The following is a 21,762-nucleotide window of genomic DNA, read 5'->3' as shown; positions in this document are numbered from 1 at the left end:
CACCGAAGCGTGTTTGTGTATCCTCGCGCAGGGCTGGGGTGTTCGCGATGGGGTGAACTACCCACGATGCCCACCGCTGATAAGTATGGGGCCGGCTAGTCGGAGGGGTGGCTGCTTACTTGAGGGTCAAGGCCATCGGCGCTGGTTCGTTCAGCCCTGATCCGGTATTGGCTGTTTGTATGGGTGAAACCATGACTTCGACGTGAGGAAAGTGGTCCGGGGGCTTTCGTCTGTGCCAGCGGAAGCGGCTGCCCCACAACTAAGGAAGTGGGACACGAGGCGATCAGTGAACGGCTGCTTTAAGTAAAGTCTCCGGCTGTTTTGCCCTTGATCTGTTGTGGAGGAAGGCCAGCATGATGGCGGCGAAGCCGAGGAGGCATGAGCCGACGAGCGCGGGGGACTGGACGGAGGTGCCCACCAGTGTTGCTCCGCCGGCGGATCCGGCGGCGATTCCTGCGTTGAACGCGACTACTGCGGCTCCTGAGGCCATGGTCTGGTTTCCGCGGGAGCGGTCGAGGATTTCTGACTGCATGAGGGTGGGAAGCATACCGAAGCAGGTTCCTGCCATGGCTGCAGTGGTGAACACCAGGACGGGTCCTGCGAACAGGGCGGCGCCAGCGAGGATGACAGCTTCGGCAACCATGACGATAAACGCTCGCTGCAGTCGTCTTTTCCCAGCCAGGCGCCCGGAGAGTGCTGTCGCGATGATCACGGCTCCTCCGTAAACCGCAAGGACAAGGGACGGTTGGGTCCCCGCGTGGGTGGCCATGGGTGCGAGGAACGTGTAGTACGAGAAGTGTCCAGCCAGTGCCACGGCAAGGATGAGGGCTATGGGCACAAAACTGCCCTTGGATCCTGCCTTCGTGGCGAGCTCTGCCTGTGTAGGGCCTGGTTGTGGTCGGGGCGCGCAGATCATGGCTGCGAAGACGCCGCAGGACGCCAAGGCAAGGGGGATCCGCCAGTCGATGGAGCTTAGCGCCTCGGCAGCCGGTACGCCGAGGGCGAGGGCACAGCCGTTACCCAGGAGCACCCTGGCGGTTGCTTTGCCGGTGTTGGTTGGTGAGGCCGCGGCTGCCAGGGCCAGGACCAAGGGGAAGAACGCGCCGTGGGCGGCTCCTTGGATTGTTCGGAGGACCAGATAAGTGGACATGTCCGGGGCAGCGCTGGTGGCGAGGCCCAGGACTGCGAAGATGCCGGCGGTGAGGATTGCTGTCTTGCGGAGATTGAATCGTTGGGCCAGGGCTGAAAGTGGAAGCGCAAACAGCGCGGTGCTGAAGGCGTAGAGACTCGAACCGGCGGCGGCTGTTCCAATGTCTGAACCAAAGGCCCTGGCGATGTGTTCCAGCGCACCGGTGGGGGCCATCTCGACTGTGACGGCGAAAAAGAGTGCGAAGGGCAGGGCCCAGGCGGTGAGCTGCCCTGCCCTTCGCGTTTCAGATGGCACGTTCACTTTCGGGTAGCTCGGGAACTCTGGGCGGGAGGTTGCTGGTGACCGTCTGAGGGTAGGTCCTGACGCTTAGCAGGATGGTTTCCGTCTCGGCCCGCAGCGTTCCCTGCTCTTGAGCTGGCGCAAACAGCACGGACCCCGCTGACAGCTTCCTGCCTTCGATGTCCGCCTGACCGGACAGAATGATGAACGCTTCGTGCACGCCTTGGCCGCCCAGGGCCAGGCTTTGCTGAGGGGCCAGCCTCCAGTGCTCGATGGCTTCTGTTTCGCTGTGAAGCATTCCGCGGCGGATCAGGCAGCTCCAGTAATCTGCCGGGTCCGGTGTGGTGATGATCATGAGCCGGGGGTCCTGAGCTCTACGGCAAACAATTCCACGTTGGAGGTTGCTGTCAGCACGGCAGGAGAGCCGTTGGGCACCAGGAACGATGTTGGTGCATCGATCGTGGCGGTCGTGTCAGCGAATGAAAGTGTGGCACTGCCGGTGTTCAGGAAGCCTGCGATTTCTGCGCCGGGCTTTCCGAGCTCTATGTTTTGTCCTGGGGTGAGGGTGTGCCGTTCGATGGCGGCCAATGGCCCGTCAAAGGTCCCTTGTGTGTCGACGATGGGGGTTGCGTGGAGGTCATGGATCCGGGCAGGCATGGGCGGCCTTTCTGTGTGGTGGCTGCCTTCGAGGCAGCTCTGGGTGTGTGGTGTGAGGGTTTCAATGACCCACCAGTTCAGCGTCGTCGAGCCGGTGTTTCGCAGGCCGTGGGTGTTCCCTGGTGTCGTCAAGGCGAGGGTCCCGGGGCTGACCTTATGCGCTGTGCCATTAAGGAAAAACTCACCCGTTCCCTCCAGAATCAAATAGATTTCCTCGGTACGCGTGTGGCGGTGTTCACCGCTGACCCCACCCGGCGGGAGAGTAGCCCATTCCACAGCTTCTGTCGCTGATTCGAGCTCGCGCCGGGTATAGAAGGCCTTCCATCCGGTGGTGCCTGCAGCGCCGTGGACGCCAAGGACCGTGGCGTGGCGGTGGGGGGTGCGGGGCCGTGGAGGCGCTTTGGTGGGGGTGTTCATGCCGCCGACCTTTCCAGGTCCCGGTTATCGGCGCCGGTGAGGATGTTTAGTGCTGCTTCGATGTCCCGGGGTGTGAGGTCGTTGACGAAGGTAGCCGCGCCGATCCCGGTGGGCAGAGGCAGGCGCTGGAGTCCATTGCGGTGGCGGGTTGTGTCGATGAGTGCCTGGACCAGGACATCGACACTCATGGAGGGGTGGGTGACAGGCAAACCAAGTGTGCGCATGACGCTGAATATCCGGCTGGCTTCGTCCGGGGTTACCAGACCCCGGTGGACGCTGATGGCGGTGGTGAGGGCCATGTCCAGGCAGACGGCTTCACCGTGAAGCAGTTCAGGTAAGGCGGTCATTTCCACGGTGGGGGAGAAGGTGTGGCCGTAGTCGACCAAACGTTCCAGGGTCTGTTCCCAGAGGTTGGGTTCCAGCTCTTCCAGCATCCCGCTGATGGCTTTGTCGATGATTTGTTGTTGGGCCTCGGTGTGCTGCTGGAACCGGCCGGCCAGTGCAGCCGCGCCGTGCTCTTCGAGCAGGGCGAACAGTTCTTCGTCCTTAACCAGGGCGATTTTGAGAATCTCCGCGAGTCCGTTGGAGACGTGGCGCTGCTCGAGGGAGCTGAGGAAGGAGGTGTCGAGGAGGTTGCGGGACGCGGCGAAGTAGGTGCCGATTTTGTTTTTGCCGGTCTGGAAGTTCACTCCGGTCTTGACTCCGACGCTTGCATCAACGATTCCGATCAGAGTGGTGGGGACTCTGACGAAGGGGGTGTTGCGGCGGTAAATGCTGCAGGCGAATCCTACGATGTCGGTGAGGACTCCGCCCCCGATGGCGATCACGGGTTCACGACGGCGGTCGAGCTTGAAGGTTTCGATGGCTTCGAGGACGGTTTCTACTGCGCTCCAGCGTTTGTTCGTTTCGCCATGGGGCAATACCAAGATCTTGTATTCGGAGAGGTTCGCTGCGGCGTAGGCGCGGATCCTCTCGCCGTAGAGATCGTTGACGGTGGTGTCGGTGACGATGAGTCGTCGTGAGCCGTGCTCTCCATCGACCAAAGTCGGGTTGGCCGGGTCAAGGATGTCAAAGGTGGTTTCCACCCGGTATTGGACGTCCTGCTGGGCGGAGACGGTCCATGCGCGGTTGATGGTAGTCATTTCAGGCCTCTCGGGAGATGGTGGGTCGTGCGGAGAAGGGGTTGCGGGAACGTAGTGCGTTGTTGGCCGGGACTTCAACCAGCCGCCAGAGCAGGTAGGCGCAGCCGAGGCTGAGCACGAAGGCGGCAAGAATGGTTAAGGCTGCCGGCAAGGGTTGCAGCGCCGCCGACCCGACGATGGAGCGGGTCAGGGTCAGGACGATGTCGTGGACCATATAGAACGCGAAGGACAATTCGCCCAGGCGGACCGCTGCGGGGGAAGCGAAGATCCCCGGTGGGGAGGTATCTTGCGCTGCTGCGATGACAAGCAGCAGCACGGGGATGACGTAGGCGGCGTCCATTTGCCAGGTAATGGGGAGGAAGAGGGATCCCCCGTAGCCGATCGCCGCGACCAGAAGGGCCGGGCCGAGCGGGATGGTCGGCAGGATTCTCTCGCGGACGGCCCGGGCCGCGAGCATGCCCAAGGCGAATTCGAGGAGTCTGACCGGTGGCAGTGCGTAGACGGCCCAGATTTGCGGGATGGATGCGCCGAACAGTGGCGATTGGGCATGGTTGGGACCGAAGAGTTCCCCGGCGGGGAGTAGCCCGGCGGCCAGCGGTGCCAGAGTGATCAGTCCTATCAGTGCGGTGCCGATGAGGAGGAGGCTGTGTCGTGGGATGCGGTTCACCAGTGGCAGCACAAAAGGGAACGCGAGGTAGAAGAAGAGTTCGGCTGAGAGCGACCAGCTGGGGTGGTTGATGCTGAAGAAGGCGGTGTCGGCCGGTATCCAGGCGTGGATCAGCAGGAGGTTGGCGACCGCTTCACCGATCGTGGAGGCCCCGAGCCCGCCGATGGCCAGAGCGAGGAAAAAGGTCACGGCATGGTTCGGGACGATCTTGGCGATTCGTCGCCAGATGAACCGTCCGGGAGTGTCCCCGGCGCGGGCAGACCACATGAGGACGAACCCGGAGAGAACGAAGAAGAACGTGACGCCGAACCATCCACCGTTCTTGAGGATGAACTGCAGCGGTTCAACTATGTCCGAATCGCCGAGGTAGAAGCGACTCAGGCTGATGTGGAAGGCGAAAACGAGCAGCGCGGCGTAGAAGCGGAGTCCCGTCAGGGCGTCAAGGCGGCGTGCAGTTACCGGAAGCGTGCCGGTAGGTTCAGGCAAGAGGGATGCTTTGGGCATGGGAGAACACTCCCTTCGGGTCGTAGGCGGCGCGTGCGCGTTTGAGGCGTGGCAGGTTGCCCTTGTAGTAGAGGTCGAACGAAGTTAGTCCGGAGGTGTTCCAGGCGCTGTCGTCCAGGTCCGTGTCTGCGTAATTTACGAAGGCACCATCTGCTGTGGAGTTCAGGGGAGGGACTCCGCCTGTGGAGGCGAACATGCCCTGGTAGGTGTTGCGGGTCCAGGTGACGTTGGTTTGGTCATCTTCGGGGTTGTCCCAGATGGAGACCACCTGGAATTTGATGATGGAGTCCCGTTGGGGGACGGCTGTCGCGTCCGGGGCGACGCTGTTAACGGCACCTCCGTAGGAGGCAATCATCAGCAGCGCTCCCGGGTTGGCGATCCTTGGATCGTTCAGGCCGCGGTAGGCAGCGGCGATCGCCTCGGGTGTGAACGTACGACGCAGGTACGCTGACTTACCTTTGAACCGGCGGGTGGAGTCGGGTCCGGTGAACCCGGTCCATTGCGTGGCCTGCATCCACGGCACGATTCGGCGCTGGGTGACCTTCGCCGTGGGCACTCCCTCCGACATGGCTGCCAGGTAGCGGTCCAGGACACCTTCAGCATCAGGGGTTGCTGCGTCAACGATGGTATCCATGGTGATAAAACCGTTGGAACGGTGCCAGGTTTTCAGTTGGGCGAAAAGGTTTGCTTCCGGGGTTCCGGGGGCTGTGTTTCTTTCGTGCCATTGGCCGTGGTTGTTCAGCAGCCGGGTAAATGCTGCTTCATCGATGTCAGCCCAGGACCAGGACACAGTGCTGAGCCAGACATGACGCGGAGGTGAAGGCAGGGCCTTTTCCGGCCGGTTCTCCGTGGCTGAGGGGCTGCGAAGCCAGTACCGGGTCGCGATGCCAAAATTCCCGCCCCCACCGCCTGTGTAGGCCCACCACAGTTCGTGGTGTCGGTCCTTCGGGTCCCGGGTGCCGCGACTGATCGCGACGGAACCGTCCTTGCGGACGTGAACGGCTTCAACGGCGAGGAGGTGGTCAACGACGAGTCCGTCGCGGCGGTTCATTGATCCGTAACCGCCGCCGGCGATGTGGCCGCCGGCAGCAACAGTGGGGCAGTTCCCTGCGGGAACGTAGACGCCCCATTGCTTGTAGAGCAGTTGATAGACCAGCCCGAGTTGCGCGCCGGCGCCTACTTCGAAGGCATTCATCTCGGGGTCCCAGCGGACTTGGTCCATGGCGGAAAGGTCGATGATGGATTTCACGGCCGGGTTGGCGACGAATCCTTCGTAGCAGTGCCCTCCGCTGCGGGCAGAAGGACGCAGTCCCAGCCGCAGGACGGCGCGAAGTTCTTCGGCGACCTCGGCTGCCGTGCGTGGGAACGCGATGCGCTCGGCCTCACCTTTCCACCTCAGGTTCGTGCCTTGTTGCAGGTCATCGAACTGTTCGGAGGCGGAGGTGATGACTTGATAGCCCCTGGTACGGGGTTGGGTCTCGGCGGCTTGGGCGCGCGCTGGCGCACCGCTCAGTGCGATAGCGCCCAGCAGTGCGCCGCTTGCGCTGAGCATCGACCGGCGGGAGGCGGTGCGGCTCAAGAGAACGCTCCGATCGCGATGGGGGTCCGAAGCGCAGCAGCGTCCCTTTCATAGGGCAGGGTGCCGTCGGGCATGTTGATGATCTCGAGCTGGAGCCCGAATGGAGAGTTGAGGTACACCCACCTGTCTCCTGCGATGGGTCCGTCAATGATGGTCTCGGGTTCACCCAAAGTGGTGTAGCCGCTGATGTTCCGAATGGAGTTGACCGTCTTGTCCACGTCGTCGGCGTGGAACGCTACGTGATGGCCGCCCAGGTCGCTGTTGGCTGGACGGGGTGAGGGAGAATTCCCATGGAGTACTGCGACTGGCAGCCCATGGTCGCTGGCGAAGAGGTAACCGGTGGCCCCGAATGCGGTGGTGGCCTCCTGCTGGCTGAAACCGAGCGTGGATGTGAGTTCGTGCTGGGCCGTCGCGAAGTCGTACCGGCTCAGCGCAACTGCTCCGAGGAGACGCTGCACTGGTCTGTGCTGGATTGCCAGGTTGATCCCGGAAGGCAGTGCTACCTCATACCCGTTGATCGGGTGCTCGATGGGGCGGACTGTCGCGTTCTCGTTGTAAAGCCTGGCGATCACGCGGTCAGGGTTCGGGGTCTGGAAAATGAGGAAGAAACTGCCCGCCGCTCCCGGAGGAGTGTCCCAGGAGCGGCGTTCGGCGCCGACGTATTCGAAAAGTTCGAGGTTGATACCGTGAACATTCATTGCGGCCACCGTTAATGAGCAGGTTCCCCGGGCTCCCAGTTTCGCCGCCATCCAACCAGGTTCCCGATCAGTGATCGGGCCTTCTACGTAGCAGACCTCAGCGCCAAGGGCGTTCCGAAGGTCGTGGATCGCTTGGCGAAGCGATCTGATAGTGAGACCGAAATGGTCAATGCCACGAATTCGGGCACGGTTCATGATTCCCCCTGGATGTGATGCGGGTCAGGCCTAGGTTGGGCCCTGTGCGGATGTGACGCTTTAGGACGGTAAGCGTCCAGATAGTGCGGTGAGTTAGAGGTTGGTGCCGCCGGTGGCGTCGATCTTCTGCCCCGTGATCCAGCGCGCTTCGTCGGAGGCAAGGAAAGTCACGATGCTCGCAATATCGTCGGGCTGGCCCACGCGGCCCAGGGCGCTGCTGGCAGCTACCCCGGCCTGGGCTTCTTCGTTGCCGCGGAGCCAACCAGCGTTGATGTCGGTGTCCACGACACCCGGGGCGACCGAGTTCACGGTGATTTCCCTGGGCCCGAGATGTTTGGCGAGGGTCAGGGTGAAGGCTTCAATGGCGCCCTTAGTGAGGGCGTAACCAATGATTTCCGGGAAAGCTATGCGGGTGACTCCGGAGGAGATGTTGATGATGCGTCCCCCATCAGCGATCCGGGGCAGTCCTTCCTTGACGATGAAGTAGGGCGCATTGACGTTGATGGCCTGCTGGGTAAGAAAATCTTCCCGGCTAAAGTCCTCGATGGCCCCGCGCAAGGTGACCCCGGCATTGTTCACGAGTACGTGAATGGGCTGGTTCAAGACACCGGCTTCGGCAGCGGCTTTATCGTAGGAGGCCCAAAAATCCTGGGCCGCGGTATCGGTCCCGAGATCTGCCTGGAAAGGGAAAGCCTTTCCTCCGGCGGCTTCGATGGAGGCCGCTACGTCCGCAGCCGCCTTCCCGTCCTGTCCGTAGTGGACAGCAATAGTCAAGCCTGCGGTGGCAAGGCGGGAGGAGATTGCCGCGCCGATCCCTCGGCTGGCTCCGGTCACGACGGCGATGTGGTCTTTGTGTGTTTCGCTCATGAATGAGATACTTACATACGTTTAGCGATCACTACAAGAAAGATTTCGAAAACATATATGTGGCGCTGACCACATAATGAAAAACCACTCTCGTGGAGGCGGCGGGAATAGATGCCTGCTGCTGGGGGCTCTTCTTGAGAGGAACGACGAGAGGACGACGATGTCAGGAAAAGCAGGCCAAGGACGGAAATTTAGTCTCGATGATGCCTTGGAAGCCGCCACTTTGGTCTTCTGGGACAGCGGATACGAGGGCACCTCACTTGCGGAGCTCACGAAGGCCATGGGCATCAATCCGCCCAGCCTTTATAAGGCCTTTGGCTCCAAGGAAGACCTCTTCTTCTCCGTTGTGGATCACTACAACGCCACCCACGGAAGCTTCATGTCCATCGCCTTCGCAGAAGAAGACTCCGGGCTGAATCTTATGCGGCGGCTGCTCATAGAAGCCGCCGACCACTACCCGTCAAAGACATTCCCGGGTGGTTGTCTGGTGATCAGCTCCGCCGTCGCGGTTACCTCCGCGAACCGCCACGTCGCAGAACGGCTGTCCAAAATGCGCAACGACAACATCCTGGCCATGGCAGAAGCACTGACCCGGGATCGCGAAGCAGGCCGGATCCCCCAATCCACCGACACCCATGCAATGGCAGCCTTCGTCGGAGCGACACTACAAGGAATGAGCCAGCAAGCCCGCGACGGCGCCAGCAAAGAGGACCTCCTCCGCATCGCCCACTACGCCATCGCCGCCATCGGGGCCTAACAAGCGACACGGCTGGGCACGACGAACGCCAAGTTTCGGCCGCCGTCGTGCAACCGGGGTGGGGCAGCCAACCCAACCCACCACCGCTCCGAAGAACTCCGGCAACAGGTTAATGGACCGGTTCCCCCGGGTCGTCACAGCCGTGGAAGCGCTGGAAATGCAGATCAATGGACACGAACACACGCTGTCACACCGGTGAAAGGGAGAAGCAAGTTGCCGCGGCCCTCCCTCGTTGGCAGGTCAGCCGATCAGGGCAGTGGCCGCCGAGTAGCGCGCCAGTGTGGTGTACGCAGTTTTGGTGCCTGTGACGCGTACTTTGATGGCGCTTCCCTTGTCCGCGGCGATCAGTTTGTACGTCGCCGAGGTGGCGCCCGCAATGGCAGTGCTTCCGCGGAACCACTGGTAGGTCAACGTCACAGGTGCCGGACCCCATGCGCCGGGGGTTGCGGTGAGCGTGCTGCCCACCGTTTTGGTGCCCGAGATGGTGGGAGTGGGCGCAGTCAACGTGCCCGCTGCGACGGCGGCTGTCGCAGCGGAGGTTTTCGCGGCCGTCGTAAATCCGGTCTTGGACCCGGTCACCTGGACTGTCATGGTCTTGCCTAGGTCTGCCGCAGCCAAGGGGTAGGTAGCTGAAGTAGCGCCGGTGACTGCAACACCAGAGCGGAACCACTGATACGCCAAGGTCACCGGAGCAGGGCCCCACGCACCCGGAGCAGCGGTCAGCACCGATCCCACCTTTGCCGTCCCCGACACCGTGGGAACTGGCGCGGTCAACGTGCCTACGGCGACAGCGGCTGTCGCTGCGGAGGTTTTCGCGGCCGTCGTAAATCCGGTCTTGGACCCGGTCACCCGGACTGTCATGGTCTTACCCTGATCGGCAGCGACAAGAGAGTAGGTAGCTGAAGTAGCGCCGGTGACTGCAACACCAGAGCGGAACCACTGATACGCCAAGGTCACCGGAGCAGGGCCCCACGCACCCGGAACAGCCGTCAACACCGATCCCACCTTTGCCGTCCCTGACACCGTGGGAACCGGTGCGGTCAACGTGCCCGCTGCGACGGCGGCTGTCGCTGCGGAGGTTTTCGCGGCCGTCGTAAATCCGGTCTTGGACCCGGTCACCTGGACTGTCATGGTCTTGCCTAGGTCTGCCGCAGCCAAGGGGTAGGTAGCTGAAGTAGCGCCGGTGACTGCAACACCAGAGCGGAACCACTGATACGCCAAGGTCACCGGAGCAGGGCCCCACGCACCCGGAGCAGCGGTCAGCACCGATCCCACCTTTGCCGTCCCCGACACCGTGGGAACCGGTGCGGTCAACGTGCCTACGGCGACAGCGGCTGTCGCTGCGGAGGTTTTCGCGGCCGTCGTAAATCCGGTCTTGGACCCGGTCACCCGGACTGTCATGGTCTTACCCTGATCGGCAGCGACAAGAGAGTAGGTAGCTGAAGTAGCACCTGTCACCGCAACACCAGAGCGGAACCACTGATACGCCAAGGTCACCGGAGCAGGGCCCCATGTCCCTGGAGCAGCGGTCAGCACCGATCCCACCTTTGCCGTCCCCGAGATGGTCGGTACCGGGGCAGTCAAAGTGCCTGCAGCAACGGTGACGGAGGCCTGGCCGTAGTACGGCTGGAGCGGCCAGTCGTGGATGCTGAGCCGGGCGGTGACTTTTTTGCCGGCGTCTGAGGCTTGCAAGACGAAAGTTTTCGCGTTCGACCTGTAGTCCTGGACGCCGTTGACGAACCAGTCGTAGTAGGGGCCAAAGTCCGGCGCGGGCGTCAGAGTGCCGTGGTCCACGGTCAGGGTATTTCCGGCGCTGGGCGTGCCCAGAATAGTGAAAGGCTTGGAGGCCGTGACAGCGTCGGCGCCCGATTTACCGGCGTGCACCGTGTCGTAGTGCGGGACATACCCGGTCTTTGTGCCCGTGACCCTTGCCCAGATGTCGTACCCGGCATCAGCGGCGGTGGGCACATAGGTAGGCGCGGTGGCACCTGCGATGTCCTGCAGTTCGGTACCGTCAGTGGAGCGCTGCCACTGGTAGGCCAGGGCTACCGGAGCGGGGCCCCACACGCCGGGGTCAACGGTCAGGGTTTGCCCTGCCTGGGCCGAGCCGTAAACGAAGGGCCTGCCCGGGGCCAACGACAGGCCCGCTACGTCCAGCTGCATGGTCAGCTTCACGCGTTGACCGGCAGCGGTCGCCGTCAGGACAGTGGCCGTGTCCTTGGTGGGAGTGTTGTCGTAGCACTCGGCCTTGTAGCGTTTGTCGCGCGGTGTGCCTTCGTAGACATCGTCCGAGACGCAGAGTTTGTACTTCTTGCCCACGGTCATACGCCAGTAGATCTTGCCTTGCGCATTAGAGGTGAGGGGGCCCATTTGGGGTCCGTCCCAGGCCCCCGTTGCGTCGTTGTAGACCCACGGGATGTAGCCGACGTCGGCGATCGGCGCACCAGCGGTGTCTGTCACTGTGGCTTCGATGATGGTTTCATCCTTGAGGACGAAGTTCACGTTGGTCCAGGCGACTCCCGACGGTACGGTAGCCGCCGTGTAGGTGTCTACGGTGCCGGTGCCGGTCCAGTACTGCTCCAGATAGAGGCGCTGGCCTGATTCGTCCCGGACGCTGATGTATGCCTGGTTGGGCGGGATCTTGGTGAGGGTGAAGTAACCGTTGGCATCGGGCTTCGTGCTGCTTACTTGTCCGCCGCCGCTGGGCGAGGCTGAGACGGAGACTGCTGTCAGCGGCTGGCCTGCCTTATTGGTGACCCGGCCGCTCATGCTGCCGAAGGCTTCCAACTGCGGGTTGTACGTGGTGGTGGGGGCAGCATCGGTGACCGCAACCGGCGTCGAACCGTAGGAGCCGGACTGGTTCACGTTCCACTCGCCGGCGTAGGTGGCGGAGCAGGGTCCGCTGCTGCAGGTGGTCCACATTTTGTAGCTGCCGGCAGCCGGCACAGTGAAACTGTAGGAACCATCGGGAGCAGACCACGCACCGGCAACCAAATCGGCCCGGTCGTCATTGGTGTAAGCCCCCACCCACACGTCGCCCAGCACGGTGGCCGTTGCGGTGGCTGTCGGTTTTCCTTTGACTACTCCCTTGAAGGTGTAGGTTGCGGCCGAGGCGGGTGCAGTGCCGGCGAAGAGGCCTGCAGCCACCAGGAGGATGGCCGCCAGGATGGCCCACACCCCCTGCCGTGTACGTTGAGGTGGATGGTCAGCGGCAGGTAGCGGCAACGGCATGGGTAAGGTCCTTTTCCCCAAAAAAGTGACTGAAGGGACCGAACGGTCCCCTGCCATCGTAGGCGTCGGCCCGCAGCAGTGCCATGGGGAGTTCTGCCCTGTTCCACTGATGGCCGCGTCCGGGAATTTTCGGTGCCATGCAACACACTTAGGTACGTGGCGGACAAGTACAGGGTATGAGCTACCTATCGAGAGCCCCCGACCGGGAAGAGGCCTTTAGGGCGCTTTACGAATCCGCCTACGCTGACCTGTTGAAGTTCGTGCATCGTCGCACTGACTCAGCGAATGCCGAGGATGTAGTGGCTGAGGCATTTCTTACAGTCTGGCGGCGGTTTTCGGAAGCCCCGGAATGCGAGGACGACGCACGTGCCTGGCTCTTTGGCATCACTCGGAATCTCATGCTGAATGCCAGCCGCGGAGAACAGCGGTGGCAGGCCCTGGGCGTCCGCTTGGCTGAGGCGACGGTGACATCCCCGAGCGATAATTCCCATGCTGACCTGGTGAGTAGCCGCGTGGATTTAGGCAGAGCCTGGGCGCTTCTCTCCGAAGTCCACCAAGAGACCCTCGGGCTTGCGATCTTTGAGAACCTGTCGGCGCCCCAGGCAGCACATGTAGTGGGCATCTCTCCGGTCGCGTTTCGGCTGCGCCTCACCCGTGCGAGGCGGGCCCTGCGGCTACTTCTTGACCACGTCCCCCGGAATGGGCCGCCGTCGCCTGCAACGTTTCCAGAAAAGGCCACAACACCATGAAAAGCAACCAAAATATCGCCGCTCTTCTCCGCTCCATGGACGCAGCCGACCAGACTGCGGCTCCCGACCCGAACCGTTCGCAGAACGACCTCGAACAGATTCTCAGGTCCCATCCGATCTCTGCGGCCGCCGCCACCAGACCCGCGAACCACAAAACGTCGACGTCGCACCCAAGCCGCCGTCGTCGTCGAACCCTCGCTTTGGGTGCCGTTGCTTTCGCCGCCACAGTTGGGTTCCTGATTGGCCCGGCCCTTTCAGGAGGCGACCCTGCCTTTGCAACATGGACCGCCGCGCCCGGCGAATTGACCGGTGCCGAGCGAGACCGCGCGGTTTCCGACTGCGTCCGCTCGAGCAAGGGTGTTGGTGATGGCATGTTCGCCAGTGACGTGGCCGCGGCGGAAGCCGCCATCGCCGAGAGGCGCGGCGCCTGGACCACGGTGGTCCTCAGCGGGGCCGACGGTTTCGAAGCCACATGCACCACCGATTCCACGGCCCCATGGTTCATGAGGGGGTCCTTCGGTTCAGTGGGAAAGCCCGGATATGGGAAGGAACCCACCGGCCGGGATATCAGGACCACCCAGCTCGGAACCGGTGTCATCGCCAACAACCCGCTCTCCATGGCGTCTGGGCAGGTTGGTCCGGACGTTGCGGCCATGAGTTACACCAGCAGGGCCGGCGACAGGATTACGGCCACCGTATCCAAAGGGCAGTTCGCGTTTTGGCTTCCCGGCGGGGAACTGCCAAATTCCGGCGAAGACGTACCCGTTGACGTGACCTACACCGATAACACGAAGGAAATCCGCTATCTCAGCCTCTGACGGGAGATCCTCGAACCAAAGGCAACTACCCCCGCAGCGCCCCGAACCCGGTAATCAGCGCTTCGAGCCCCAAGCGGAAGGCAACATCAGTCGGACGTGCGTGCCGCTCCAGGGCTAACCGGTCCACCGCTGCCGTGAAGTTGGGGACTTGTTCGGCGAGGTTGCCGGCGTCGAAGATGTCCTCCGGCGCGGTGACGTCATAAGCGGCGCCGAACACAAACGCTTCCAAAGCCACGATCGCGGAGATGATCTTCTCCTCGGGGAATCCGGCGTCGCGGAAGCCGGCGGTCACGGCCTCGTACATGGCCAGGGTCTTCGGGGCATTGGCCACCGGAAGTACTGCAATCACGGGGATCAGCGGCGTATGCTCCGAGAACACATCCCTGTAGGACCACGCCCAACGACGCACGGCAACATCCCACGGTTCCACCCCGAAAGCAGTCACATCCACCATTGCTGCCAAGTGGTCCTCCACCAACAGCAACACGTCATCCTTGGAGGCCACATGGTTGTAAAGCGCAGATGGAGCGACGCCGAGGGAACGGGCCAGGGCCGCCATGGTGAGTCCGTCGTAACCCTTGCTGCTGATCAGCTCAAGTGCCGCCGTCGTAATGCCGTCCTGGTCCAGGACCGCCGCAGTGGGCCGCCCGACGCGACGGCGCACTGAACCGGCAGGGCCGGGGGAAGAAGCGGGAGTGGGTGCGGGCATCGGAGGCCTTTCTGCTGCCTGTGTCCCCAGCATTATTCCATCGGGCCTTCACAGGGACGGACTCCGACGCTAGAATGGATGTAAATGAATGCCATTCATTTATTGGTCAGCCACTACGGACGACCACGGAGAGGACATCATGCAGAATCTTGATCGCGACGTTGTGATCGTCGGCGCCGGACCGTCAGGGTTGACGGCCGCACGCGAATTGAAGAAGGCCGGACTCAGCGTCGCAGTGCTCGAAGCACGTGACCGCGTGGGCGGCCGCACCTGGACCGACACCATCGACGGCGCCATGCTGGAGATCGGTGGCCAGTGGGTTTCCCCGGACCAGACGGCCCTCATGGAGCTGCTGGACGAGCTCGGACTCAAAATGTACTCGCGCTACCGCGAGGGCGAGTCCGTCTACATCGGCGCAGACGGCAAGCGCACCCAGTACACCGGTGACACCTTCCCGGTAAACGAGACCACCAAGGCCGAGATGGATAAGCTCGTCGCCATTCTGGATGAGCTTGCTGCCGAGATCGGCCCCACCGAGCCCTGGGCACACCCCAAGGCCCGTGAGCTGGACACTATCTCCTTCCACCACTGGCTCCGCCAGAACTCCAGTGATGAGGAAGCCTGCAACAACATCGGCCTCTTCATCGCCGGTGGCATGCTGACCAAGCCCGCCCACGCTTTCTCCGCACTGCAGGCAGTCCTCATGGCCGCCTCTGCCGGCTCCTTCAGCCACCTGACCGACGAAGACTTCATCCTGGACAAGCGTGTTATCGGCGGCATGCAGCAGGTTTCGCTGCTGCAGGCAGCCGAGCTGGGTACCGACGTCGTACTCAACAGCCCGGTCCGCACCATCAAGTGGTCCGACGACAACGTAACCGTCGTTTCCGAGCAGGCAACTGTCAACGCGCGCTTCGTGATCATGGCCGTGCCGCCGAACCTGTACTCCCGTGTCTCGTTCGAACCGCCGCTGCCCCGCCGCCAGCACCAGATGCACCAGCACCAGTCCCTGGGCCTGGTCATCAAGGTCCACGCCGTCTACGACACTCCGTTCTGGCGTGAAGAAGGCCTCTCCGGCACTGGCTTCAGCGCCGGCGCACTGGTCCAGGAGGTCTACGACAACACCAACCACGGCGACTCCCGCGGCACCCTGGTGGGCTTCGTGTCCGACGAAAAAGCCGACGCCGTCTTCGAGCTCAGCGCCGAAGACCGCAAGAAGGCCATCCTCGAGTCCATCGCCGGCTTCTTGGGCGAGAAGGCCCTCACCCCCGAGGTCTACTACGAATCCGACTGGGGATCCGAAGAGTGGACCCGCGGCGCCTATGCATCCAGCTACGACCTCGGCGGCCTGCACCGTTACGGCAAGGACCAGCACGCGAACGTTGGGCCGATCTACTGGTCCTCGTCCGACCTCGCAGCCGAGGGCTACCAGCACGTCGACGGCGCCGTCCGCATGGGCCAGGCAACCGCCGCCCGCATTGTTGAGGCCAACAAGCTGAGCGCGTTGCCCGTCGCCTAAGGCGTTTCGCACCAAACCGGCAGGCCGGGGGAGCACCATCCCCGGCCTGCCGGCGCCACTGTTTAAGCACCACCACAGGAAGGGACCACCATGCGCTACGTAGTGGGCTACACCGCCAACGCGAGGGGGCACGACGCCGTTCACCTTGCCGTCGCGCTGGCCCGGAACCACGATGTCAGCCTGGACCTGGTCCTGGTGATCCCGGAAGACTCCCCGTTCAACGCCGTATACCCGCCCGAGGCCGGCTACAACGACATCCTCAACGAGCAGGCACAGCGTTGGCTGGACGAGGGCCTGGCCCTGGTTCCGGACGACGTTACCGCCCGCGCCCACATCCGCCGCGGCGACTCAGAGGCTCAAACCCTGATCGAGGCGGCCGTGGAAATGGACGCTGCGGCACTGGTTATCGGCGCCACCAACAGCGGCCTTCTCAAGCGCTTCACCATCGGGTCCGTGGCGGGTTCGCTGCTCCACTCCTCGCCCGTTCCGGTCGCTTTGGCGCCCCACGGCTACCACCGCACCGAGCCGATCACGCGCTTGAGCTGCGGTTTCGGGACGCGCCCGGGCGCTGATGAACTGCTCGACGTCGCCGTTGAGTCCGCGCGCGACCGTGGCCTTCCTCTGCGGCTCGTCTCCCTGTTGGCGCTCGACGGCGGTAACTCGCCTGGCTTGGCCGACGCCGCCTGGGTGCATGCCGCCGACCGGCTTGCCGCCGTCGGAAGTTCCGCACGGGCGGACGGTTCCACTGACGCTGCCGGCGCCGCGGGTTCCGCTGCCGACGCCGCGGGTTCCGCTGCCGATGTGCCGGAACCAGAGATCGTCGTCGCGCAGGGCCGCACCATCGAAGAAGCCGTTGACCGGCTCGACTGGGAAGACGGCGAAATCCTGCTGATCGGATCCAGTCGCCTGGCCCAGCAGCGGGCCACCTTCCTGGGCACCACCGCAAACCGGATCCTGCGTGCCCTTCCCGTTCCCATGATCGTGGTCCCCCGCGACTACAAGCGACAAAACTCCTAGCAATCGCCTGAGAGGCAAAACCCATGTCAACTGCACCAAAGACGGTCCAGTCGAAAGAGACGTCCCTGAGTGAAAAGGGACTGAAAGCCGGATCGGTGGGCCTCATCGGCGCCGTCGTCATCGGCGTCTCCTGCATCGCCCCCGCCTACACCCTTACCGCGGCCCTGGGTCCCACCGTGTCCGAGGTTGGCGTGCATCTGCCCGCCATCTTCCTGGTGGGTTTCATACCGATGTTGCTGGTGGCGCTCGGCTACCGCGAACTGAACAACGCAATGCCCGACGCCGGAACTTCCTTCACGTGGGCGACGCGCGCGTTCGGTCCGTGGATAGGTTGGATGGGTGGCTGGGGCTTGATCGCGGCCACCATCATTGTGTTGTCCAACTTGGCGGCCGTCGCGGTGGACTTCTTCTACCTGATGCTCGCGCAGATTTTCAGTAATCCGGAGTTGGGTGAGCTCAGCAAGATCCTTCCGCTGAACATCGCCACCACGCTGGTGTTCATTGCCCTGGCCTGTTGGATTTCTTATCGCGGCATGGAAACCACCAAGGGCGTCCAGTACGTGCTGGTGGCGTTCCAACTGTTGGTGCTGGGCTGGTTCGCGGTCTCCGCGTTCGCCCACGTGGCAAACGGCACGGCCTTCGACGCCACCGCTATCTCGCCCGACTGGTTCAACCCCTTCGCCGTTGACTCGTTCTCGTCGTTCGCCGCGGGTGTGTCGCTCTCGATCTTCATCTATTGGGGTTGGGACGTCACCCTGACCATGAACGAGGAAACCAAGAACCCTGAGAAGACCCCGGGCCGTGCAGCGACCATCACCGTGCTGGTCATCGTCATCATCTACATGACCGTCGCGTTGGCCACGCTCTCCTTCGCCGGCGTTGGCGAGACCGGGTTGGGTGCCGGTAACCCCGAGAACCAGTCCAGCATCTTCGCCGTGCTGGCCGGTCCGGTGATGGGTCCGTTCGCGATCCTCATGTCACTGGCCATCCTGAGTAGCTCCGCCGCGTCGCTGCAGTCGACGTTCGTTTCCCCCGCCCGCACCATGCTGGCCATGGGTCACTACCGCGCTATCTCGCCCAAGTTCGGAAAGATCAGCCCCACGTACAAGTCGCCCAGCTTCGCCACGATTGCAGCCGCGATCGCTGCAGCGGGCTTCTACGTGATCACCCGTACGGTGTCCGAGAACGCGTTGTGGGACACCATCACCGCCCTGGGCATGATGATCTGTTTCTACTACGGCATCACTGCGCTGGCCTGCGTCTGGTACTTCCGGGCCGAGGCTTTCCGGGGTGCACGGGCGTTCTTCTTCAAGTTCCTGGCCCCGCTGGTGGGTGGCGTCATCCTGCTGGTCATGTTCGTCAAGACCGCCATGGACTCAATGGATCCGGAGTACGGCTCGGGCTCGTCCGTGGGCGGGGTGGGCCTGGTGTTCGTCCTGGGAATGGGTGTGATCCTGCTGGGCGTAGTTGTCATGCTGGTGATGTACCGGCTGCGGCCCGAGTTCTTCAAGGGCAAGGTGCTGACCCGGGCCTAGCTCCGCGGGTAATGGACGCCGCGAATGCCAGCACGGCCGCGGAGAAGTCCAGCACGTCCGGCGCTGCGCGCTGGCCGTGACCGCCGCCGTCCTCGTGGAGCAGCCAGGCCCGGCCGCCGCGTTCGCGGATTCCGGTAACAACCTCGACGGCGGCACTGTTGTCCACGCGTTCGTCGTACCCCAGCAGGCAGCACAGGAGGGGTGGAAGCGCGGCGGCGGAGCTGAGTCCGCCCAGCAGGTGAACCGGAGAGTAGGCCGCCCGATCGTGGGCAGAACACTCCCCATTGGCACCAAACTCGTGCTGCCACTGTTTCCCCAGGCCATGGCGATGAAGGTCCACGGTGTCCAGCAATGGAGCTACAGCCACCACTCCGCCGAATGAGGCGGGGGACAGGAGGGCTGCAGCCGTGACCACCAGGCCGCCATGCGAGGCCCCGAAGGCTACGGTCTGGGCGGGCGTGGTCCACCGGGTATCGGCGAGGTAGCCAGCCACGTCGATGAGGTCCAGGATGGTCCGCATCTTCCGTGGACCCCGGCCCGCCTCATGCCAGTCCCGGCCCATTTCCCCGCCCCCACGTAGTTGTGCAGCCACGTACACCCCGCCGCTCTCCAGCCACGCCGGCACGCTGGGTTCGGCCTCGGTCCTGTGTGTGACGCCGAAACCGCCGTAGCACGTGAGAATCAGGGGCAGTGGCCGCACCGGGAAGCCGTCAGGCCCAATGTCTGAAGCCCGTGCGGAGATGACCAGGGGAATCTCGACGCCGTCGCTCGCCAGGGCTGTGACCTTCCGGTGGACTATGTGGCTGCTGGAGTCTCCGGAGTTTTTGTTCGAGCGCACCGGTTCGTCCACACAGAAGACCCCCGATGGACGTTCAGGGGAGGCCGTCTGGATCCAAAGGTCGGTGGCATCGGCGCGGGGTTGGACGGCGAACGATGACACGTATTCCGCTGGGGATAAACGGTAGACCGGGCGGCCATCCAGTGTGACCGTAGTGCCGTGGTGGTCGGAGACGAGTTCCACACGGTTCCTGCCATCGGCCGCAGCCACGGTACGCCACGCCCCGGATGCCAACTCCCACTCTTTGGTGCCGGTCCTGGGGTTCTTCGCCACGAGCCGAAGGTGCTCTCCGACGCGTGCCAGCGCGAGACGGCTGCCCGTGGTGTTGCCAAGATCCGCTGGAAACGGGAGCTCCTGGAAGTGACCGGAGCCGAGCGGGCTGCGATTGATCTTCTGGAAGGGTGGCTTGCCGGTTAAAACCCAGATCCCGCCCCCGTCGGGCTCCCACACCGGTGCTGCGTACCAAGCCGCCGCGCCTGGGATGTGGACGGGTTGGGTCCCGGCAGCGAGGATCCAGGTTTCCGCTAGTTCGCTGGTGGAGGTGCTCAGCAAGGCCGCGATGTGCGTTCCGTTAGGGGAGATGGTGAATCCGCGGACGATAGTGCCCGGTGGCGTGGGGAGCCGGACACCGGGCGGAGCGGCCACCTCCAGGTGCGCCCGGCGAACATTCCAGGCATCCCGAAGCCCGGCCTCGTCTGCCAGATGCAAGGACGCAAACGCTTCGCCTGGCCCGCGCCAAAGAAAGGCAGCCTGTCCGGAGGCGAACTGTGGGAGCCCTTGGCGGGGTGTGGAGTCCCAGCGTTCCAGGAGGGAACGGAAATGCGGCCGAAGTCCTATGCCCGGAACAGCCTCCTCGATGGTGCTCACCGTCCCACCGTGTCGCCCGGCACCGCGTCCAGAGCGGAGACCCAAGCGAGGTGGCCGCCGTCGTGCAGGGGACTGCCCAAGGTGATGGTGCGCAGGGGGCTACCGGGCGCTGACGTGTCCACTAGGTGCAGTTCACCGTGCCCACCGCGGGTCACGGCGACGAGTTCCGAAGACGGTGAGGCGGCAATGGCTCGCCGTTCGGCGTTGTCCCAGGGTTCATGTCCGGGCCGTGGGGCGCCGTCCATGCGGGGGAGGTCCCACGTGCCCCGCAGCACCGGCGGGCCTGCCTCCAATGGTCCAAGGTGGTGCACCGAAAGCTCGTCGCCCTCCGGATGGACGCGGGCGGTCGCGATGCCGGTGTCAGTCAGCGCGAAACGGAAGACCAACCCGTGGCCCAATGGTGTGGTCCGCGTCAGCCCCGTATCCACGTGGTGCACCCACAAAGTGTTGCCCCATTGGGCCCAGCCCCTGGGCTCCCCGCCGCCATCGCGAAGAACGGCCACCAGGACACGCCGCCGCGGGCAGAAGCGCAGGAAGTAGGCGCGGCCGGGAGCATCCCACGCGATGGTCTGGAGGGCCTCCGGCTGCGGCTTGCGGACGTCGAAGCGTTCCAGGCCCTGGCCCGTGGCCACGAACATGGTGCCCGTGACGGGATCGAAGGCGTCGCCGTGGCCATCGGGGGAGGCCTCAGCCCGCAGCCCTTGCATGGGCGGGCAGTGCACTCCTTCGGCCAGGATCCGCTCCACGCTGAAGGATTCGATGCCGCCTGGTTCGCGGTGACGCACGACGGCGGCAGGCCCCTCTGGCGTTTCGCCCACCACAACACCCGGCTCCCCCGCCCTGGTGCGGATGCGGCGTGAGGTGGGTCCGCCGTCGGACTCCAGGTCCACAACCGTGAGGAGATCGCTCCACGGTTCCCAGGAGACACCAAGGCCGGTGGTGACGGCGATGAAGCGGCCCGAGGGGTCGCAGGCCAGGTGCTCACCCGGGATGGCTACGGGAATGATCCGGGGCGGGGTGTTGGTGAACGCATCGGCAATGACCAGGGCGCCTCCGGCGTCATCAATGAACGCACATCGTCCGCCTCCCAACGGCAGGAACCCGGCGTGCTCCGCCAGGACCACGGAGTCCACGCGGTGCTGGACTGCCCCGGTGACGGGATTCAGGAACTGTACGTTGCCCGCTTTTTGGTCGGCGACAACCAGAACTTCGGAGGTCATGGGCTCTCCCTTTCGCTTAATTTGAGAATGGTTCTCATTAACTATAGTGTGACGTTGTCGCCGCATCAGCGGAGGCAACCACCACCACCGAAAGGAGACCAACCATGGAAAAGACCACGGTTCTGGTTGAAGTTGAAGAGACCGAGCAGCTGGCACACCTGTCAGCAACACACTCGAATGCACTGGTCGAGAACCCGTTCGACTAGTCACTAAGCCAGGGGGCGGGGGCGGCCGCGCGCCCCCCCCCCGAGATCCCCCCCCCCCCCAGTAGGGAGGGACCACGGGCGCCCCCCCCAGCAGGGGTGTGCGAGCCGGGCGGGGGACCCTCCCCCAGGGGGGGGGGGCCGGGG

Annotated in this window: 19 protein-coding genes; 7 read left to right on the top strand and 12 right to left on the bottom strand. The window is 63.7% G+C overall.

The annotated features are described in order from the left end of the window. Positions 1 to 283: 283 nt before the first annotated feature. The 8 genes from N7568_RS09160 to N7568_RS09125 form a co-directional block, all read right to left on the bottom strand. The gene (locus N7568_RS09160; protein WP_261609539.1) at positions 284 to 1,444 is read right to left on the bottom strand and encodes an MFS transporter; all 1,161 of its coding nucleotides are present in this window, start codon (positions 1,442 to 1,444) and stop codon (positions 284 to 286) included. Next, positions 1,434 to 1,784, bottom strand: a complete 351-nt coding sequence (locus tag N7568_RS09155) for a hypothetical protein (RefSeq protein ID WP_261609538.1) — start codon at positions 1,782 to 1,784, stop codon at positions 1,434 to 1,436. Before N7568_RS09155 ends, N7568_RS09160 begins: the two co-directional genes overlap by 11 nt. After that, positions 1,781 to 2,503 (bottom strand): cupin domain-containing protein, encoded by a 723-nt coding sequence (locus tag N7568_RS09150; protein ID WP_261609537.1) that lies wholly within the window; start codon positions 2,501 to 2,503, stop codon positions 1,781 to 1,783. Before N7568_RS09150 ends, N7568_RS09155 begins: the two co-directional genes overlap by 4 nt. Next, positions 2,500 to 3,645, bottom strand: a complete 1,146-nt coding sequence (locus tag N7568_RS09145; protein ID WP_261609536.1) for a sedoheptulose 7-phosphate cyclase — start codon at positions 3,643 to 3,645, stop codon at positions 2,500 to 2,502. Before N7568_RS09145 ends, N7568_RS09150 begins: the two co-directional genes overlap by 4 nt. Before the next feature lies 1 nt (position 3,646). Next, positions 3,647 to 4,816 carry an acyltransferase family protein gene (locus N7568_RS09140; protein WP_261609535.1) on the bottom strand — a complete coding sequence of 390 codons (1,170 nt, stop codon included), beginning with the start codon at positions 4,814 to 4,816 and terminating at the stop codon, positions 3,647 to 3,649. Then, on the bottom strand, positions 4,791 to 6,395 hold the full coding sequence (locus N7568_RS09135) for an FAD-dependent oxidoreductase (protein ID WP_261609534.1): 1,605 nt from the start codon (positions 6,393 to 6,395) through the stop codon (positions 4,791 to 4,793). Before N7568_RS09135 ends, N7568_RS09140 begins: the two co-directional genes overlap by 26 nt. Continuing rightward, positions 6,392 to 7,288, bottom strand: coding sequence for a VOC family protein (locus tag N7568_RS09130; protein WP_261609533.1), 897 nt, complete (start codon positions 7,286 to 7,288; stop codon positions 6,392 to 6,394). The genes N7568_RS09135 and N7568_RS09130 overlap by 4 nt, the downstream gene beginning before the upstream one ends. Positions 7,289 to 7,381: 93 nt before the next feature. Next, positions 7,382 to 8,155, bottom strand: coding sequence for an SDR family oxidoreductase (locus tag N7568_RS09125; protein WP_261609532.1), 774 nt, complete (start codon positions 8,153 to 8,155; stop codon positions 7,382 to 7,384). A gap of 160 nt (positions 8,156 to 8,315) precedes the next feature. Between N7568_RS09125 and N7568_RS09120 the strand changes: the two genes are divergently transcribed. Further along, positions 8,316 to 8,912 carry a TetR/AcrR family transcriptional regulator gene (locus tag N7568_RS09120; RefSeq protein WP_261609531.1) on the top strand — a complete coding sequence of 199 codons (597 nt, stop codon included), beginning with the start codon at positions 8,316 to 8,318 and terminating at the stop codon, positions 8,910 to 8,912. Between the two features lie 240 nt (positions 8,913 to 9,152). Here N7568_RS09120 and N7568_RS09115 read toward each other — a convergent pair whose 3' ends face one another. Continuing rightward, on the bottom strand, positions 9,153 to 12,143 hold the full coding sequence (locus N7568_RS09115; protein ID WP_261609530.1) for a carboxypeptidase-like regulatory domain-containing protein: 2,991 nt from the start codon (positions 12,141 to 12,143) through the stop codon (positions 9,153 to 9,155). A 176-nt stretch (positions 12,144 to 12,319) separates the two neighbouring features. Here N7568_RS09115 and N7568_RS09110 point away from each other — a divergent pair, with 176 nt between their 5' ends. Next, positions 12,320 to 12,892 (top strand): sigma-70 family RNA polymerase sigma factor, encoded by a 573-nt coding sequence (locus tag N7568_RS09110; protein ID WP_261609529.1) that lies wholly within the window; start codon positions 12,320 to 12,322, stop codon positions 12,890 to 12,892. Beyond that, the gene (locus N7568_RS09105) at positions 12,889 to 13,710 is read left to right on the top strand and encodes a hypothetical protein (RefSeq protein ID WP_261609528.1); all 822 of its coding nucleotides are present in this window, start codon (positions 12,889 to 12,891) and stop codon (positions 13,708 to 13,710) included. Before N7568_RS09110 ends, N7568_RS09105 begins: the two co-directional genes overlap by 4 nt. A 25-nt stretch (positions 13,711 to 13,735) precedes the next feature. Here the strand turns inward: N7568_RS09105 and N7568_RS09100 are convergent, their stop codons facing one another. Continuing rightward, the gene (locus N7568_RS09100) at positions 13,736 to 14,452 is read right to left on the bottom strand and encodes a TetR/AcrR family transcriptional regulator (RefSeq protein ID WP_261609527.1); all 717 of its coding nucleotides are present in this window, start codon (positions 14,450 to 14,452) and stop codon (positions 13,736 to 13,738) included. Positions 14,453 to 14,507: 55 nt separating this feature from the next. Here N7568_RS09100 and N7568_RS09095 point away from each other — a divergent pair, with 55 nt between their 5' ends. The 3 genes from N7568_RS09095 to N7568_RS09085 all read left to right on the top strand — a co-directional run bounded on the left by N7568_RS09095 (position 14,508) and on the right by N7568_RS09085 (position 18,487). Next, the gene (locus tag N7568_RS09095; protein WP_261609526.1) at positions 14,508 to 15,935 is read left to right on the top strand and encodes a flavin monoamine oxidase family protein; all 1,428 of its coding nucleotides are present in this window, start codon (positions 14,508 to 14,510) and stop codon (positions 15,933 to 15,935) included. Between the two features lie 90 nt (positions 15,936 to 16,025). Beyond that, positions 16,026 to 16,952, top strand: a complete 927-nt coding sequence (locus N7568_RS09090; RefSeq protein ID WP_261609525.1) for a universal stress protein — start codon at positions 16,026 to 16,028, stop codon at positions 16,950 to 16,952. A gap of 23 nt (positions 16,953 to 16,975) precedes the next feature. Then, positions 16,976 to 18,487: an APC family permease gene (locus tag N7568_RS09085; RefSeq protein ID WP_261609524.1), complete on the top strand. Its 1,512-nt coding sequence runs from the start codon at positions 16,976 to 16,978 to the stop codon at positions 18,485 to 18,487. Here the strand turns inward: N7568_RS09085 and N7568_RS25940 are convergent. Both N7568_RS25940 and N7568_RS09075 read right to left on the bottom strand, forming a co-directional pair. Next, positions 18,459 to 20,192, bottom strand: coding sequence for a prolyl oligopeptidase family serine peptidase (locus N7568_RS25940; protein WP_261609523.1), 1,734 nt, complete (start codon positions 20,190 to 20,192; stop codon positions 18,459 to 18,461). The two genes, N7568_RS09085 and N7568_RS25940, sit on opposite strands and share 29 nt — an antisense overlap. Continuing rightward, entirely contained in the window at positions 20,189 to 21,412 is a 1,224-nt protein-coding gene (locus tag N7568_RS09075) for a hypothetical protein (RefSeq protein ID WP_261609522.1), read from the bottom strand. Before N7568_RS09075 ends, N7568_RS25940 begins: the two co-directional genes overlap by 4 nt. A 104-nt stretch (positions 21,413 to 21,516) precedes the next feature. Here N7568_RS09075 and amiA point away from each other — a divergent pair, with 104 nt between their 5' ends. Next, the gene (gene amiA / locus N7568_RS09070) at positions 21,517 to 21,618 is read left to right on the top strand and encodes a streptamidine family RiPP (protein WP_242703463.1); all 102 of its coding nucleotides are present in this window, start codon (positions 21,517 to 21,519) and stop codon (positions 21,616 to 21,618) included. Positions 21,619 to 21,762 lie beyond the last annotated feature (144 nt).

The organism is Paenarthrobacter aurescens (genome assembly GCF_025421775.1).
Classification (GTDB): domain Bacteria; phylum Actinomycetota; class Actinomycetes; order Actinomycetales; family Micrococcaceae; genus Arthrobacter; species Arthrobacter aurescens_B.
This window is presented reverse-complemented; position numbering and strand designations above follow the sequence as displayed.

What these genes read in the sequence shown, in the direction of transcription:
- N7568_RS09155 (WP_261609538.1), bottom strand. Translation starts at nt 1,784, where the DNA reads ATGATCATCACCACACCGGACCCGGCAGATTACTGGAGCTGCCTGATC.
- N7568_RS09150 (WP_261609537.1), bottom strand. Translation starts at nt 2,503, where the DNA reads ATGAACACCCCCACCAAAGCGCCTCCACGGCCCCGCACCCCCCACCGC.
- N7568_RS09145 (WP_261609536.1), bottom strand. Translation starts at nt 3,645, where the DNA reads ATGACTACCATCAACCGCGCATGGACCGTCTCCGCCCAGCAGGACGTC.
- N7568_RS09140 (WP_261609535.1), bottom strand. Translation starts at nt 4,816, where the DNA reads ATGCCCAAAGCATCCCTCTTGCCTGAACCTACCGGCACGCTTCCGGTA.
- N7568_RS09130 (WP_261609533.1), bottom strand. Translation starts at nt 7,288, where the DNA reads ATGAACCGTGCCCGAATTCGTGGCATTGACCATTTCGGTCTCACTATC.
- N7568_RS09125 (WP_261609532.1), bottom strand. Translation starts at nt 8,155, where the DNA reads ATGAGCGAAACACACAAAGACCACATCGCCGTCGTGACCGGAGCCAGC.
- N7568_RS09120 (WP_261609531.1), top strand. Translation starts at nt 8,316, where the DNA reads ATGTCAGGAAAAGCAGGCCAAGGACGGAAATTTAGTCTCGATGATGCC.
- N7568_RS09115 (WP_261609530.1), bottom strand. Translation starts at nt 12,143, where the DNA reads ATGCCGTTGCCGCTACCTGCCGCTGACCATCCACCTCAACGTACACGG.
- N7568_RS09110 (WP_261609529.1), top strand. Translation starts at nt 12,320, where the DNA reads ATGAGCTACCTATCGAGAGCCCCCGACCGGGAAGAGGCCTTTAGGGCG.
- N7568_RS09105 (WP_261609528.1), top strand. Translation starts at nt 12,889, where the DNA reads ATGAAAAGCAACCAAAATATCGCCGCTCTTCTCCGCTCCATGGACGCA.
- N7568_RS09100 (WP_261609527.1), bottom strand. Translation starts at nt 14,452, where the DNA reads ATGCTGGGGACACAGGCAGCAGAAAGGCCTCCGATGCCCGCACCCACT.
- N7568_RS09095 (WP_261609526.1), top strand. Translation starts at nt 14,508, where the DNA reads ATGCCATTCATTTATTGGTCAGCCACTACGGACGACCACGGAGAGGAC.
- N7568_RS09090 (WP_261609525.1), top strand. Translation starts at nt 16,026, where the DNA reads ATGCGCTACGTAGTGGGCTACACCGCCAACGCGAGGGGGCACGACGCC.
- N7568_RS09085 (WP_261609524.1), top strand. Translation starts at nt 16,976, where the DNA reads ATGTCAACTGCACCAAAGACGGTCCAGTCGAAAGAGACGTCCCTGAGT.
- N7568_RS09075 (WP_261609522.1), bottom strand. Translation starts at nt 21,412, where the DNA reads ATGACCTCCGAAGTTCTGGTTGTCGCCGACCAAAAAGCGGGCAACGTA.
- amiA (WP_242703463.1), top strand. Translation starts at nt 21,517, where the DNA reads ATGGAAAAGACCACGGTTCTGGTTGAAGTTGAAGAGACCGAGCAGCTG.